Raw genomic sequence first — 13,088 nt, 5'->3', positions numbered from 1 at the left:
CCCTCCCGGCCGCGCGGCGCCGACGGCGGTCGGCGCTACTCGCCCGGCGCCGAGGCCGCCCGCAGCGGGCGCCGGGGCCACAGGCGGGTCAGGTACGCCAAGAGGCCGCCCGTCGCCGGCGCCGGGGCCCCCAGGAGGCGCCGCGCCATGGCGGCGACGGCCCGGGCGGCCGGGCTGTGGGGTGCGGCCAGCAGCAGCGGGACCTGCCGCTGGACCGCCCGGCGCAACTGGGGATCGAAGGGCACCGTGCCCAGGCACCGGGGCTCGACCCCCAGGAACCGTCGGCAGACCGCGGCCAGCCGCGCGAAGGCCCGCTCGCCCTCGGCGGCCCCCTGCACCTGGTTGACCGCCACCCACACCTGGGGAGCCTGGGCCGGGTCCCGGCCCGCCACCAGCTTGATCACCGCATAGGCGTCGGCCAGGGCCGTGGGCTCGGGCGTGGTGACCACCAGCACCTCCCGCGCCGCCAGCAGCTGGGGCCGCACCGCGCCCCCCACGCCCGCCCCGCCGTCGATCACCACCAGATCCCACCCGTAGCGGGCCACCTGGGCAAGCACGTGACGCCAGCGCAGGCCGTCGATGGGGGGCAGTTCGAGCATGCCGTGGCCGCCGGCGAGCAGGTCGACGCCGCCCGGGCCGGGCACCACCGCCTCGGCCAGGCTCGCCCGACCCGCCAGGACGTCGCCCAGGTGCCGGGGGGCGCTGACACCGGCCAGGATCTCGGCGTTCCCCAGCCCCACGTCGGCGTCCAGCAGCAGCACCCGCCGCTCCAGCTGCCGGGCGGCGATGGCCAGGTTCAGGCTCAGGTTGCTCTTCCCGACCCCGCCCTTGCCGCTGGCCACCAGGAGCGTGCGCGATCGCTCAGCCAACCCGGTCGGCGTCGTGACCATGCAGGCCCCCTCCTCCTCGGTGCCGGCGCCGGGCGTGGGCCAGCCACGGCCCCAGCGCCTCTGGGGTGCCCGGCACCAGGTCCTCGGGCACGCGCTGGCCCAGTCCCACCCGGGCCAGGGGCAATCCCCACCCCGCGGCTCGGGCCAGGGCGGCCGCGGGATCCAGGCACTCGTCCAGCTTGGTGAGCACCAGGTCCGTCGCCCCCAGCCGGCGCCCGGCGGCGATCACCGCCGCCGCCTCCGCCGGCGCCAGGGTCGCCGGGACCACCAGCAGCACCCGGTCGGGCCGGGCCGCGGCGACCACGGCGGCCAGCTCGGCGGCCACCTCCGGCAGCAGCAGGTTGCGGCCCGCGGTGTCCACCAGGGCGCGCACCCCGCCCTCGCCCCCCGCCACCTGGGCGTCGTCCTGCGCGCCCTCCGCGGCACCGCCGTGCTCGCCTTGCCGGTTCGCCCAGGCGGCCACCTCGCCGGGGGCGTACGCCACCTCCAGCGGCAGGCCGAGCAGCTCGGCGTAGGACGCCAGCGCCCGGGTGGCGCCCAGCCGATAGGTGTCCGCCGCCAGCAGGGCGACCTCGCGCCCCTCGTCCAGCACCGCCCGGGCCGCCAGGTTCGCCACCACCGTGGTCTTGCCCGCGCCCGTGGGCCCGACCACCACCACCGTCCCGGCCAGCGGCGGGGCGGGCGGCGGCAGGACCGGCGACGCGGCCCTCGTCCCTGCCGGGGCCGGGGCCTGCCCGTGAGGGCCGGCGGCTCGCCCCGCGGCCGCCGGCGACGGGAGCAGGGGACCGTCGCCCACCGTCACATCCAGCCGCCGCGCCCGGCCGTCCGGCAGCGCAGTAGGCAGGGAACCCTGCGGCGACGAGGCCGGGACCGCCGCTCGGGCCCCGGCCGCCGCCGGCCGGGCCGGTGGCGCCCCCGCCGCCCCTCCGCGCCCTCGGTCTCCCCCTTCGCCGGACGGCACCGCCGCGGCCGGTTCGTCCCAACCGCCGGCGTCCCCGCCGGCGGCGACGTTGGGCGGCCGCCCCACCCCACCGGCGGCCGGACGGCCCGCACCGAACCCGGCGGCGGCAGCCCGATCCCACCCGGCGGAGAGTCCGGCCCGGGGCCCGTCCCCGTCCCAGGCCGCCGTCACCTCGACCCACCGGCGGCCGCGCCCCAGCCATCCCAGGAGCCCCCGACCGCGCACCGCCCGGGACTGCAGGATCACCGCGTCGCGCCCCATCTCCGCCCGTACCAGTTCGAGGGCCGTGCGCATGTCCGGCGCCCGGAAGCGCTTGATCCTCACGGGCGGATCACCCCCACGGTCTCCACCTGGAGGTGGGGCACCAGCTCGTTATAGGAGACGACCACCAGCTGCGGCACCGCCGCCTCCAGCAGCCGGTAGAGGTGGAGCCGGATCACCGGGGCACAGAGCACCACCGGCTCGACCCCCTGCGCGGCCACCCGCCGGACCTCCGCCTGGGCGGCCCGCAGCAGGCGGCCGAGCCAGTCGGCGGGCACGGCCGGCGGGCCGCCGGCGGGGGTCTGCTGCAGGGCGTCGCGGATCACCTGCTCGGCCGCGGGGTCCAGGGCCAGCACCCGCAGCCGGCCGTCCCGCACGGGCAGCGACTCGGAGATCTGGGCCGCCAGCCGGTGCCGGACGAACTCGGTCAAGAGGTCGGTGTCGCGGGTGACGGGGGCCTGGTCCGCCAAGGCCTCGCCGATGGTCACCAGGTCGCGGATGGCCACGCCCTCCCGCAGCAGGTTCTGCAGCACCTTCTGGATCTCGCTCAGGCCCAGGTGCTGCTGCAGCTCGTCCACCAGGGCCGGCGCCACCTGGCGCAGCCCGTCCAGGAGCTGGCGCACGTCCTGACGGGTCAGCAGCCGGTGGGCGTTCTGGCGCAGCAACTCGGACAGGTGGGTCGCCAGCACCGAGGCCGGGTCGACCACGGTGTAGCCCGCCAGCTCGGCCCGCTCCCGGCTGTCGGCGGGGATCCACAGGGCCGGCAGGCCGAAGGCCGGTTCCGTCGTCTCGATCCCCTCCACGGTCTCCGTCTCCACGCCCGTGGCCATGGCCAGGTAGTGGTCGGGGAGCAGCCGGCCGCGCCCCGCCTCGGCACCGCGCAGGCGGATCACGTAGGTGTGGCTGTCCAGCATCACGTTGTCCCGCACCCGGACCAGCGGGATCACCACCCCCAGGTCCTGCGCCATCTGCCGCCGGATGGCGGCGATGCGCGCCAGCAGATCGCCGCCCCGCGACTCGTCGGCCAGCCCCAGCAACCCGTAGCCCAGCTCGATCTCGATGGGGTCGACAGGCGCGGCGGTCACCGGCTCCGGCTCGCTGCGGGCCGCGGCCGCCTCCTGGCGGGCGCGCGCGGCCTCCTCCTCGGCCCGGCGTCGCGCCTGAAGCTGCAGGCCCCGGGCTCCCGCCGCCGCCACCGCGGCCAGGACGAAGAAGGGCACCTTGGGCAGGCCCGGCACCAGGGCGAGGAGCACCAAGAAGATCGCGGCGACCCCCAGCACCCGCGGGTTGGAGAACACCTGCCGGCGCAGGTCGCCGCCCAGGTGGTCCTCGCCGGCCGCCCGCGTCACCACGATGCCCGTGGCGGTGGCGAGGAGCAGGGCGGGGATCTGGGAGACCAGCCCGTCGCCGACGGTGAGCAGCGCGTAGGTCTGGAGGGCCTCGGCCGCCGGCCTCCCGTCCCGCAGCACCCCGATCAGCACCCCGCCGATCAGGTTGATGGCGGTGATGACCAGGCCCGCGATGGCGTCCCCCTTGACGAACTTGCTGGCGCCGTCCATGGCGCCGTAGAAGTCCGCCTCGCGGGCCACCCGCTGCCTGCGGGCGCGGGCCTCCTGCTCGTCGATCAGCCCGGCCGACAGGTCGGCGTCGATGCTCATCTGCTTGCCGGGCAGCGCGTCCAGGGTGAAGCGGGCCGCCACCTCCGCCACCCGCTCCGCGCCGCGGGTGATGACGACGAACTGGATCACCACGAGGATCAGGAACACCACCAGGCCGACCACCAGGTCGCCGCCGACCACGAAGTGGCCGAACTGCCGGATGATCGCCCCCGCGTCGCCCTGGAGCAGGATGAGCCGGGTGGAGGAGACGTTGAGCGCCAGCCGGAACAGGGTGGCCAGCAGCAGGAGCGAGGGGAAGACGGCGATCTCCAGCGGCTCCTGGGTGTACATGGTCATCAGGAGCACGACCAGGGCGAAGGTCAGGTTGGCGGCGATCAGCACGTCCAGCAGGGCGGTGGGCAGCGGGACGACCATCATCACCACGATGATCACCACGAATGCCGCCACCACCGCGTCGGCCGACCCGGCCAGCCAGCGGCCCGCCGTCGCCAGGCCCGACGCCCTCCCCCCCGTCAGGGGACGCGCCATGCTACGTCACCTCCCCCGTACCGGGACGAACCGGCCCCGCCGGGGCGCCGGGACGCCCCGGCCCCGCGGGGGTCCCGCGGCCCCGGGCCCCGGCGCGGCCACCACCGCCGGGGGTGCCGGGCCGTCCCCCGTCTCCCCCGGCGCCGCGGGCCGCGCGGGGGGCTTCGGCCCGGGGGCCGGGGCCATGGGCCGGCGCCAGGTCCGCGGCGGAACGGCCCTTGAGCCGCCACACGAAGGCCAGCACCTCGGCCACCGCTACGTAGAGCGCCGGGGGGATCTCCCGGCCGACGTCGACGGACCGGTACAGGGCCCGGGCCAGGGCCGGTTCTTCCATCACGGGCACGTCGTGGGCCTCCGCCACCGCCCGGATGCGCAGGGCCAGGACGCCCAGGCCCTTGGCCACCACCACCGGCGCCCCCATGCGGGCCGGGTCGTATCGCAGCGCCACGGCCACGTGGGTCGGGTTGGTCACCACCACGTCCGCCCGGGGAACCTCTTGCAGCATCCGCCGCCGCGCCAGCTGGCGCTGCCGCTGCCGGATCCGCTGGCGCACCACCGGATCGCCCTCGGCCTCCTTCTGGTCCTGCTTCCACTCCTGGACCGTCATCCGCAGGGAGCGCTGGTGCTCCCACCACTGGTAGGCGTAGTCGGCCAGGGCCACCACCAGGTAGGCCAGGCTCCCCCGCCACAGCAGGTCGTGGATCGCCCGGGCGGCGGCGGGAACCAGGGTCTCGGCGGGGGCACCGGTGGCCACCAGCAGCGAGCCCGCGGTCCGGGCGAGGGCCGGGCCCAGGACCGCCGCGAGGACCACCAGCTTCAGGGGCGCCTTGGCCAGCTCCACCAGCGCCCGCCGGGAGAACATCCGCCCGAGGCCGGCCCACGGGCTCAGGCGCTCCCACCGCGGCGCCACCAGCGCCGGCTGGAAGAGGCCCTGGGCTTGGAGGAGCCCGGCCGCTGCGGCCGCCACCCAGGCGACCAGCAGCAGGGGGGCCGCGGCGCCCACCGTCGCCACCAGCGCCGTCCGCCCCAGGGCCACGGCGTCGGCCACCGTCCAGGCCTCGGCGGCGCCCACCGGCGGCGCGCCCCACAGCTGCCGGGCGAGGGCGGCCACGGACCGCGACGATGCGGGCACCAGGACACCGGTTAGGGCCGCCACCGCCACCAGCAGCAGCGCCGCCGTCAGGTCGGTGCTGCGGGCGCCCTCGCCCCGCCGTCGCGCCTCCCGCAGCCGCCGGGGTGAGGGGGGCAGCACCCGCTCTCCGGCGAACAGCTGGAGATCCATCGCCCGCCGCGGCGAAGCCGCCGGCGGCCGTCCTGACCTCCCGGGCCGCACGCCGGCGACCGGCCGGCGGTCCGTCGCGCGCATCGGCCGCGAGCCCTGTGTCGCCGTCACGGGCCCATCGCCTCCAACAGCCGTGCCAGGGCGTCGGCCATGGGGTGCACCAGGTCCGCCATCGCCCCGCCCAGCGCCGGCAGGCCCACCAGCAGGGCGACCAGCGCCACCGCCACCTGGACCGGCAACCCGGTGATGAACACGTTCAGCTGCGGCACCGCCCGGGACACCAGGCCCAGGGCCACCATCACCGCCACCAGCACCGCCAGCAGGGGCAGGCTGAGGGCCAGGCCCGTGGCGAACATCCACCCCGCCATCCCGATCAGCACCGGCGCCCCGCCGGCCAGCCCCACCCCGCCGGGGGGCACGTGCCGATAGCTCTCGGCCAGGGCGCGGATCACCACGTGGTGCCCCTCGGTGGCGAGGAGCAACACCCACATCAGCAGGTAGAGGAAGTGACCCAGGATCGGCAGGGACTGGCTGGAGACGGGGTCGAACACGCCGGAAACGCCGAAGCCGGTGACCAGGTCCAGCAGCTGACCGGCCAGCTGGACGGCGGCGAAGACCAGCGCCGTCACCAGCCCCAGGGCGAGGCCGACCGCCACCTCGGCCAGCAGGGCGCCGGCGTAGCCGAGCACCGAGGCGGGCGGCTCGGCCGGCGGCATGACGGGGTACACCACCAGGGCCAGCAGCACCGCCAGCAGCGCCCGGGCCGGCGCGGGGACGAGCCCGCCGCCGAAGGCGGGGGAGGCCACCACCAGGGCGCTGGTCCGCCCCAGGCAGAGGAGGAACCGATGGAGCTCGTTGGTGGCGATGCTGGCCAGGTCCACCTGGGCCACCTCCACGCCGAGCATCCTCCGACCCGCGGGCGGCCGCCCCGGGCGGGCGGCCGGCCCGGCCGACGCCAGGGTCCTGCGCGCGCCCGTCCCCAGGGCGTCGTCCGCGTCGAGATCGACCCCCGTTGGAGCCGACCCACCCCGTCGGCCGGGGCGGGGCGACCCGTCGGGGACGCCGGGGCGAGGGGCGCTATCCCAGCACCCCGGGGATGGACTGGTAGAGCTGGACCGTGTACCGCACCAGGGTGGTCAGCATCCACGGCCCGAACAGCAGCAGCGCTGCGGCCGCCGCCAGGATCTTGGGGACGAAGACCAGGGTCTGCTCGGTCACCTGGGTCGCCGCCTGGAGGATGCTGATGGCGACGCCGACCAGGACCGTCAGCCCGAGCACGGGAGCCGCCACCAGAAGGCCGGTCCACAGCGCTTCCCGTCCCACCGTCAGCACCGTCGCGTCCGTCATCGAACACCGCCTCCCGTCCGCACCGGGGCCCACCGGGCTCCGCCCCGCCCCGCGGCCCCTAGCCGCCCGCGCCGAAGGAGGCCAGCAGCGAGCGGACCACCAGGTTCCACCCGTCCACCAGGACGAAGAGCAGGATCTTGAACGGCAGGGAGACCAGCATGGGCGGGACCATCAGCATGCCCATGGACATCAGGGTGCTGGCGACCACCATGTCGATGACCAGGAACGGCACGTACAGCATGAACCCGATCTGAAAGGCCGTCTTCAGCTCGCTGATGGCGAAGGCCGGGATCAACACGTACGTCGGCACCTGGTCGCGGGAGGCCACCGGCCCCTGGCCCGAGAGCTCGAGGAACAGGGCCAGGTCCCGCTCCCGGGTGTAGCGGAACATGAACTCCCGCACCGGCTGCTGCGCTCGCTGCAGCGCCTCCACCTGGCCGATCTGCCCGTCCCGGTAGGGGATCCAGGCCTGCTGGTAGACCTCCTGCCACACCGGGGCCATGATGAACACCGTCAGGAACAACGCCAGCCCCACCAGCACCTGGTTGGGCGGCGCCTGGGGGGTGCCCAGCGCGCTGCGGAGGAAGGAGAGGGCGACCACGATGCGGGTGAAGCCCGTCATCAGGACCAGGATCGCCGGGGCCAGGGACAGCACGGTCAGCAGCAGCAGGATCTGGAGGGCGACCCCCAGCCCCTCGGGTCCGGCCGCCGGCTGCAGCGTGACGTCGATCCGGGGGATCATGCCGGCTCGTCCCCCCCGGCCGGGCGCCGGTCCAGCAGGCTCACGCCCCGATCGGTGACCCCCAGCAGCAGGTCGTCCCCGCGCCAGCGCACCACGCACAGGAGCCGACGCCCGCCTAGCGGCACCACCGCCCGGATCTCCAGGCCGTCCGGGCCCGGCCGCGGCCGCAGCCAGCGGCCCAGGGCGCGACTACCCCAGGCGGCCACCGCGATGACCAGCAGCGAGGCGAGAAGGAACTGGATCAGACTGGTCCACAAGGCTCCCCCGTCCCCCCGGTCTCCCCGCCGTCCCCGTCCCTTCGCCCTCGGCCGCGGGCCGCCGCCCGCGGCCGACGGCCGGCCCAGGCCCCGACCCGCCGCCGCAGGTGGGCGTCGGCCGCCCCGTGGCGCCCGCCTGCCCCAGGGCGGCCGCCACGGCCGCCTGCAACCGCTCTGGGCGCCAGGGCTTCGCCACCACGTCGACCGCCCCCGCCCCCCTGTAGGTGAGGACCGCGGCACGGGTGGTCAGGGCGCTGCAGACCACCAGCGCCGCCCCGGGATGGATCGCCCGTAGCCGCCGCAGCCAGGCCCCCGCCCGTGACCCGTGGGGCGCCGGTTCGACCACCACGACCCGGGCCCGGGCCAGCGCCTCGGAAAGCGCTTCCGGGTCCTCCTCGCCGGTGAGCTCGACCACCGCGCACCCCAGCGGGGCCAGCTGGTCCCGGACCTGACGTCGCGCGTAGGCCGCGGGATCGATGACGACCACCACCGGCCGGCGCGGCGGCCCGGCGGCCGCGGCCGGCGGCGAGGGGCGGCGGTCACCGCAGCCGGCGCAGGCGCTCCCCGGGGCTGACGATGTCGGTGATGCGGATGCCGAAGTTCTCATCGATCACCACCACCTCGCCCCGGGCGATCAGCCGGCCGTTGACCAGGAGATCCACGGGCTCGCCGGCCAGGCGATCCAGCTCGACCACGGTCCCGGGGGCCATCTCCAACAGTTCCCGCACGGTCCGCTGGGTCTGGCCGAGCTCCACCGTGATCTGCAGGGGCACGTCCAGCAGGAGGTCCAGCGTCCCCCGCGGCGCGGCCGAACGCCCCGCGCCACCGAGCCCCGCAGCCGCCTCGCCGGGGCCGGCGGCCGGCGAGAAGGGTTCGAAGGCCGCCTCCGCCGCCTCGCCCGCGCCCGCCTCCCAGGAGGTCGCCGCTGGCTCCGCGGCCGCGGCCGCGGCGTGGGACGGGCGACCGGCACCGGGCCCGGCGGCGGTCCCCGTCCCTCCTGCCGGACCCCCGCCCGGCCCGCCGGCGTCGGCCGGCGGGCCCTGGGATGCCCGGGCCTCAGCCCCCCCGGCGGCGGCGCCGGCTCGGCCGGCGCCGCCGCCGGAGCCCGCCTCCTCGCCGGTTGGGGCGTCGTCACCCCCCGACGCTGCGCCGCCCGCGGCGGTCCCCGGCGAAGGGTCGGCGTCCCCGGTCCCCGCCTCGACAAGGGCCCCGGCGCCCGGCCCAGACGGGGCTGGAGCCCCTGCGGCCGGCGCACCCTCGGCTGCACTGCCCGCTCCCGGGCGCGGCGCCTGCTGGCCGGGCCCGGGGTCGGTCCCGCCGGCCGGTCCGCTCGCAGCCGTCGTCGCGGCCTCCGGGCCGCCCTCCTCGGCCAGGCTGCGGAGCAAGGCGTCAATCTCCTCCTGCGACAACATCTCCCACTCGCCCGTGCCCATCGCCCTGTTGCGCCTCCTCTGCCACCCGTTCCACCACCCGGACGGCCAGCCTCGGGCCGGCCCGGCCCGGCAGGCCGCGGAACTTGGGCCGGCCGGCGACGACCACGTCGACGAGCCCGTCGGCCGGTGTGTCCAACCGGAGCACGTGCCCCGGCTCCAGGGCGAGCAGCTCCCGCACCGTCAACCGGGTCCGCCCCAGCACCACGCTGACCGGCAGCGGCACCTGCCGGAGCCCCTCGGCCCACCGGTCCCGGGAGGCGGCGTGGCTGCGCGTGCCCCTGGCGTAGTACTGGTGGACCGCCAACCGCGGCAGCACCGGCTCCAGCAGCGGATAGGGCAGGCACAGGCGCCAGGCGCCCTCCTGCTGGCCGAAGCGGACGGCCATCACCACCCGCACGGCGATCTCGTTGGGTGCCTGGATCTGGACGAACAGCGGGTTGGCCGCCACCGTCACCAGCTCGCCCTGGACCTGGGCCAGCTGCGCCCACCCCTCGGCCACCGCCTCCAGCAGCCCCTGCAGGATCATCCGCATGACCACCGTCTCGATCTCCGTCAGGCCGCGGCCCGTCGCGGTGCCGGTGCCGGGTCCGCCGAAGAGCCGGTCGACCATGGGGAAGGCGATGGACGGCTCGATGTCCATCACGGCGCTGCTCTCCAGGGGCGGCAGGCTGAACACCGCCAGCACCGTGGGGTTGGGGAGGTCCGCGATGAACTCGCCGTAGGTGGTCTCCTCGACCTCCAGCACGCGCACCTCGACCACCGTGCGCAGCTGGCCCGAGAGGAAGCCCGTGGCCAGGCGCGCCACGTTCTCGTGGACCATGGCCAGGGTGCGCAGCTGTTCCTTGGAGAACTTGTCGGGACGGCGGAAGTCGTAGATCCGGATCACCGGCGACCGCCGCCCGGCCCTCCGCCCCGTCCCCTGGGTCACCGCTGGCCCTCCTCCCCGCCTCACTGGACGATGAGATCGGTGATCAGGACCTCACGGATCGGCAGGCCCAGCCCTCCCACGCCGGCGCCCGGGCCGGCCGCCGCCCCGGCCTCGGCCCCCGGGGATCCGGCCGCGGCCGCCCCACGGCCGCCGGCAGGGGACGCCGCGGCCGACGTCCCGTCGGACGCCGGGGCCTGACCGTGGCCGGGCACGGCCCCGTCCGCCGGATCCGCCAGGGCGTGCCAGACGGCCTGCCGCAGGCGGTCCATGCCGGCCGTCCCCGCCAGGTCGGCGGCGGTCATCCCCCGCAGGACCCGATACACCTGGTGCCGGACGTCGGCCATCCGGCCGTGCTCCAGCTCGTCCGCCGCCTCCGGTCCGGCCACGCGGAGCACCAGGGTCACCTGGACCACCCGCCCGTCCCGCAGATTGGTGGTGAAGGGCTCCAGGGAGACGTCCACGGGGGCGGGCTCCGCGGGCTTCGCCGCGCCCTGCCGGGCCATGGCCCACCACGTCCCCGCCGCCGCCACGGCGGCGGCGACGACGACCACCAGCGCCGTCCTGATCCTGCCTCTCACGCACCGTCACCGTCCTCGCACCCACGGGTGCACCGCTCCGCCCCGCCCGGGCCCCGGGCCGCCTTCGGCGCGAGCGGGGAACCCTCCACCGGCTCGGGGGATGGCGGGCCGTTGGCACCCTCCGCGCCGCCACGGCGCCCCGCCCCGCCGAGCCCCGACCCCGCCCGGCGGAGACGGGCGGCGGCCACGAACCGTCCCCCGCCGACGGCCACCCGCCGGCGATACGCGACCACCCGCCGCACCACCTCCGCCACCGACTCCCGCACCACCAGCCGCCGGCCGGTGGACAGGGTGATGACGGTGTCGGGCGTCGCCTCCAAGAGCTCGATGAGCTCGGCGTTGACCACCAGCTCCCGTCCGTCGAGACGGGTCACCCGGACCACCGGACCGCCCCTCCTCCCCGATCCGTGCCGCGGCGCTGCCCGTACCGGGCGTGCACCGCGGCGCCGCGGGCCGGCCGCCGGCGGCCTCGCCGGCCAACCGCACCGGGGGACGAGATTCCGCCACCCGCACCGGGGGACGGGGTTTCGCCACGCGCACCGGGGACGCAGCTCCGCCACCCCCACCGGCGGACGGGGTTCCGCCGGCTGCACCAGGCCACCGGATTTCGCCGGCCGCACCCGACGACGGGGCCCCCGCCCCACCCAGAGGGCCGGGCTCCTCCCTCCTGCTCCCCCGCGCCGCCCGCCGGCTGGGACGGGTCCGCGATGCCTCCACCCGCAGCGGATGCGGCATCCACCGCGTCGGCGAACCCGGCCGGCCGGCTGCGCCGCCCGGCCGGGTTCGTCCGCCGGGGGCCGGCGGGCCCGTCCGCGGCGGCCCCCGCTCCGGGCAGCGGGGCGCCCGAGCCCACCGGGGCCCGCGGTGGGGATCACCGCTTGAGGTTGACCAGCTCCTGCAGCATCTCGTCGGAGGTGGTGATCACCCGCGAGTTGGCCTGGAAGCCGCGCTGGGTGACGATCATGTCGACGAACTCCCGGGAGAGGTCGACGTTGGACATCTCCAGGGCCCCCGCCTGGACGGTGCCCCGGCCGCCGGTGCCTGGTGCCCCCACGTCGGGCACCCCCGAGTTGTTGGACTGGCGGTAGAGGTGACCGTCGCGCAGCAGGCCGCTGGGGTTGGCGAAGGTGGCCAGGGCGATCTGGGCGATGGGTCGGGTGCTGCCGTCGGCGAAGGTGCCGGTGATGACGCCCGCGGTGTCGATGCTGAAGGAGACCACGACGTTCTCGGGCTCCGTCGCGGGGTCCGCATCGGGGTCGAGGACCCGGATGGGACCGGCAGCCGTGGGATCCGGATCTGGGAGGACGCCGTCATCGGCCTGCCACCCCAGCACCAAGAGGCCGTCGCCGCTGACCAGGTACCCCTGGGCGTCCAGGCGGAAGTCGCCCGCCCGGGTGTAGACCTCGGCGCCGGTGGCATCCCGGAGGACGAAGAACCCGTCCCCCTGGATGGCCAGGTCGGTGTTGACCCCCGTGACCTGCGGGTTGCCCGGCTGGTGCACCACGTCGATGCCGCTCAGGGTGGTGCCCAGCCCGATCTGGATCGGGTTGGTCCCGCCGCGCACGGGAGGGGTGGGGGCCGCCGCCCCGCGCAAGGTCTGGCTGAAGAGCTCCTTGAAGGTCACGCGGGAGGCCTTGAAGCCCACGGTGTTCACGTTGGCGATGTTGTTGCCGATGACGTCCATCCGGAGCTGGTGGTTCTGCAGCCCCGAGATGGCGGCGTACAGCGAGCGCATCATGGCGCCTCACCCTCCTTCGTGGGGTCGGCCTGGGGGACCAGGCGCAGTGCCAGCACGTCGGCCCAGGCCAGCGGCTCGCCGTCCAGCAGCAGCCCCGGCGCGGCGGGGTCGAGGCGGACCCCCGTGACCGTCCCGGTCCGCTCGCCGTCGGCGGTGGTCACCGCCACCGCCCGGCCGAGCAGCGGCAGCGCGGCCAGGCCGGAGACCGCCGCCCGCAGGGCGCGGGTCTCCTCCAGCTGGGTGAGCTGGGCCAGCTGGGCCACGAAGGCCGTGTCCTGCATGGGCTGGAGCGGATCCTGATAGCGCAGCTGCGCGGCCAGGAGCCGGAAGAAGGCGTCGGGATCGAGACCACCGGGACCGGCCGCCCGTCTCGCCGCGTCGCCGGAGCGCAAGTCCGTCGTCGCCGCAGCGGTGCGGACGGGGGATCCGGAGGACCCCTCGCCGGTCCGTGCCGCAGCGGGGGCGGCGGCCCAGCTGGCGGCCAGGGTCGACACCATCGCCACCTCCTCTCGTCGTCCGCGTCG

15 protein-coding genes are annotated in these 13,088 nt (G+C 76.6%); all 15 read right to left on the bottom strand.

Annotated elements, in window-relative coordinates; all coding sequences use genetic code 11:
- Positions 1–35 precede the first annotated feature (35 nt).
- Positions 36–890: a P-loop NTPase gene (locus E1B22_RS08655; RefSeq protein WP_135225324.1), complete on the bottom strand. Its 855-nt coding sequence runs from the start codon at positions 888–890 to the stop codon at positions 36–38.
- Positions 862–2,175 carry a hypothetical protein gene (locus E1B22_RS13920; protein WP_135225323.1) on the bottom strand — a complete coding sequence of 438 codons (1,314 nt, stop codon included), beginning with the start codon at positions 2,173–2,175 and terminating at the stop codon, positions 862–864. The genes E1B22_RS08655 and E1B22_RS13920 overlap by 29 nt, the downstream gene beginning before the upstream one ends.
- Positions 2,172–4,259, bottom strand: coding sequence for a flagellar biosynthesis protein FlhA (flhA, locus tag E1B22_RS08645; protein WP_135225322.1), 2,088 nt, complete (start codon positions 4,257–4,259; stop codon positions 2,172–2,174). The genes E1B22_RS13920 and flhA overlap by 4 nt, the downstream gene beginning before the upstream one ends.
- 1 nt (position 4,260) lies before the next feature.
- Complete coding sequence (locus E1B22_RS08640; RefSeq protein ID WP_243123276.1) at positions 4,261–5,541, bottom strand: flagellar biosynthesis protein FlhB; 1,281 nt, start codon at positions 5,539–5,541, stop codon at positions 4,261–4,263.
- A gap of 107 nt (positions 5,542–5,648) precedes the next feature.
- Positions 5,649–6,446 (bottom strand): flagellar biosynthetic protein FliR, encoded by a 798-nt coding sequence (fliR, locus tag E1B22_RS08635; RefSeq protein ID WP_243123275.1) that lies wholly within the window; start codon positions 6,444–6,446, stop codon positions 5,649–5,651.
- A gap of 172 nt (positions 6,447–6,618) precedes the next feature.
- A complete protein-coding gene (fliQ, locus tag E1B22_RS08630) occupies positions 6,619–6,888 on the bottom strand; it encodes a flagellar biosynthesis protein FliQ (RefSeq protein ID WP_135225321.1) in 270 nt (89 codons plus the stop codon).
- 58 nt (positions 6,889–6,946) lie between these two features.
- On the bottom strand, positions 6,947–7,630 hold the full coding sequence (gene fliP, locus E1B22_RS08625; RefSeq protein ID WP_135225320.1) for a flagellar type III secretion system pore protein FliP: 684 nt from the start codon (positions 7,628–7,630) through the stop codon (positions 6,947–6,949).
- Positions 7,627–7,887, bottom strand: a complete 261-nt coding sequence (locus tag E1B22_RS12720) for a flagellar biosynthetic protein FliO (protein WP_167758901.1) — start codon at positions 7,885–7,887, stop codon at positions 7,627–7,629. The genes fliP and E1B22_RS12720 overlap by 4 nt, the downstream gene beginning before the upstream one ends.
- A complete protein-coding gene (locus tag E1B22_RS12905; RefSeq protein WP_207669857.1) occupies positions 7,820–8,377 on the bottom strand; it encodes a response regulator in 558 nt (185 codons plus the stop codon). Before E1B22_RS12905 ends, E1B22_RS12720 begins: the two co-directional genes overlap by 68 nt.
- Before the next feature lie 49 nt (positions 8,378–8,426).
- Complete coding sequence (gene fliN, locus E1B22_RS14110) at positions 8,427–9,320, bottom strand: flagellar motor switch protein FliN (protein WP_371413460.1); 894 nt, start codon at positions 9,318–9,320, stop codon at positions 8,427–8,429.
- Positions 9,277–10,248, bottom strand: a complete 972-nt coding sequence (fliM, locus tag E1B22_RS08605; RefSeq protein ID WP_135225318.1) for a flagellar motor switch protein FliM — start codon at positions 10,246–10,248, stop codon at positions 9,277–9,279. Before fliM ends, fliN begins: the two co-directional genes overlap by 44 nt.
- A gap of 20 nt (positions 10,249–10,268) precedes the next feature.
- Positions 10,269–10,826 (bottom strand): flagellar basal body-associated protein FliL, encoded by a 558-nt coding sequence (gene fliL, locus E1B22_RS08600; RefSeq protein ID WP_135225317.1) that lies wholly within the window; start codon positions 10,824–10,826, stop codon positions 10,269–10,271.
- Positions 10,823–11,209: a flagellar FlbD family protein gene (locus E1B22_RS14105; protein WP_318751395.1), complete on the bottom strand. Its 387-nt coding sequence runs from the start codon at positions 11,207–11,209 to the stop codon at positions 10,823–10,825. Before E1B22_RS14105 ends, fliL begins: the two co-directional genes overlap by 4 nt.
- 488 nt (positions 11,210–11,697) lie before the next feature.
- The gene (locus E1B22_RS08590) at positions 11,698–12,564 is read right to left on the bottom strand and encodes a flagellar hook-basal body complex protein (RefSeq protein ID WP_135225316.1); all 867 of its coding nucleotides are present in this window, start codon (positions 12,562–12,564) and stop codon (positions 11,698–11,700) included.
- Positions 12,561–13,058 carry a flagellar hook capping FlgD N-terminal domain-containing protein gene (locus tag E1B22_RS08585; RefSeq protein WP_243123274.1) on the bottom strand — a complete coding sequence of 166 codons (498 nt, stop codon included), beginning with the start codon at positions 13,056–13,058 and terminating at the stop codon, positions 12,561–12,563. The genes E1B22_RS08590 and E1B22_RS08585 overlap by 4 nt, the downstream gene beginning before the upstream one ends.
- Positions 13,059–13,088 lie beyond the last annotated feature (30 nt).

This window comes from Thermaerobacter sp. FW80 (assembly GCF_004634385.1).
Taxonomy (GTDB): Bacteria; Bacillota; Sulfobacillia; order Thermaerobacterales; family Thermaerobacteraceae; genus Thermaerobacter; species Thermaerobacter composti.
This window is presented reverse-complemented; position numbering and strand designations above follow the sequence as displayed.

Coding starts and splice junctions, on each gene's coding strand:
- fliN (WP_371413460.1), bottom strand. CDS start 9,320: ATGGGCACGGGCGAGTGGGAGATGTTGTCGCAGGAGGAGATTGACGCC.
- E1B22_RS08655 (WP_135225324.1), bottom strand. CDS start 890: ATGGTCACGACGCCGACCGGGTTGGCTGAGCGATCGCGCACGCTCCTG.
- flhA (WP_135225322.1), bottom strand. CDS start 4,259: ATGGCGCGTCCCCTGACGGGGGGGAGGGCGTCGGGCCTGGCGACGGCG.
- fliR (WP_243123275.1), bottom strand. CDS start 6,446: ATGCTCGGCGTGGAGGTGGCCCAGGTGGACCTGGCCAGCATCGCCACC.
- E1B22_RS08640 (WP_243123276.1), bottom strand. CDS start 5,541: ATGGATCTCCAGCTGTTCGCCGGAGAGCGGGTGCTGCCCCCCTCACCC.
- fliQ (WP_135225321.1), bottom strand. CDS start 6,888: ATGACGGACGCGACGGTGCTGACGGTGGGACGGGAAGCGCTGTGGACC.
- fliP (WP_135225320.1), bottom strand. CDS start 7,630: ATGATCCCCCGGATCGACGTCACGCTGCAGCCGGCGGCCGGACCCGAG.
- E1B22_RS08590 (WP_135225316.1), bottom strand. CDS start 12,564: ATGATGCGCTCGCTGTACGCCGCCATCTCGGGGCTGCAGAACCACCAG.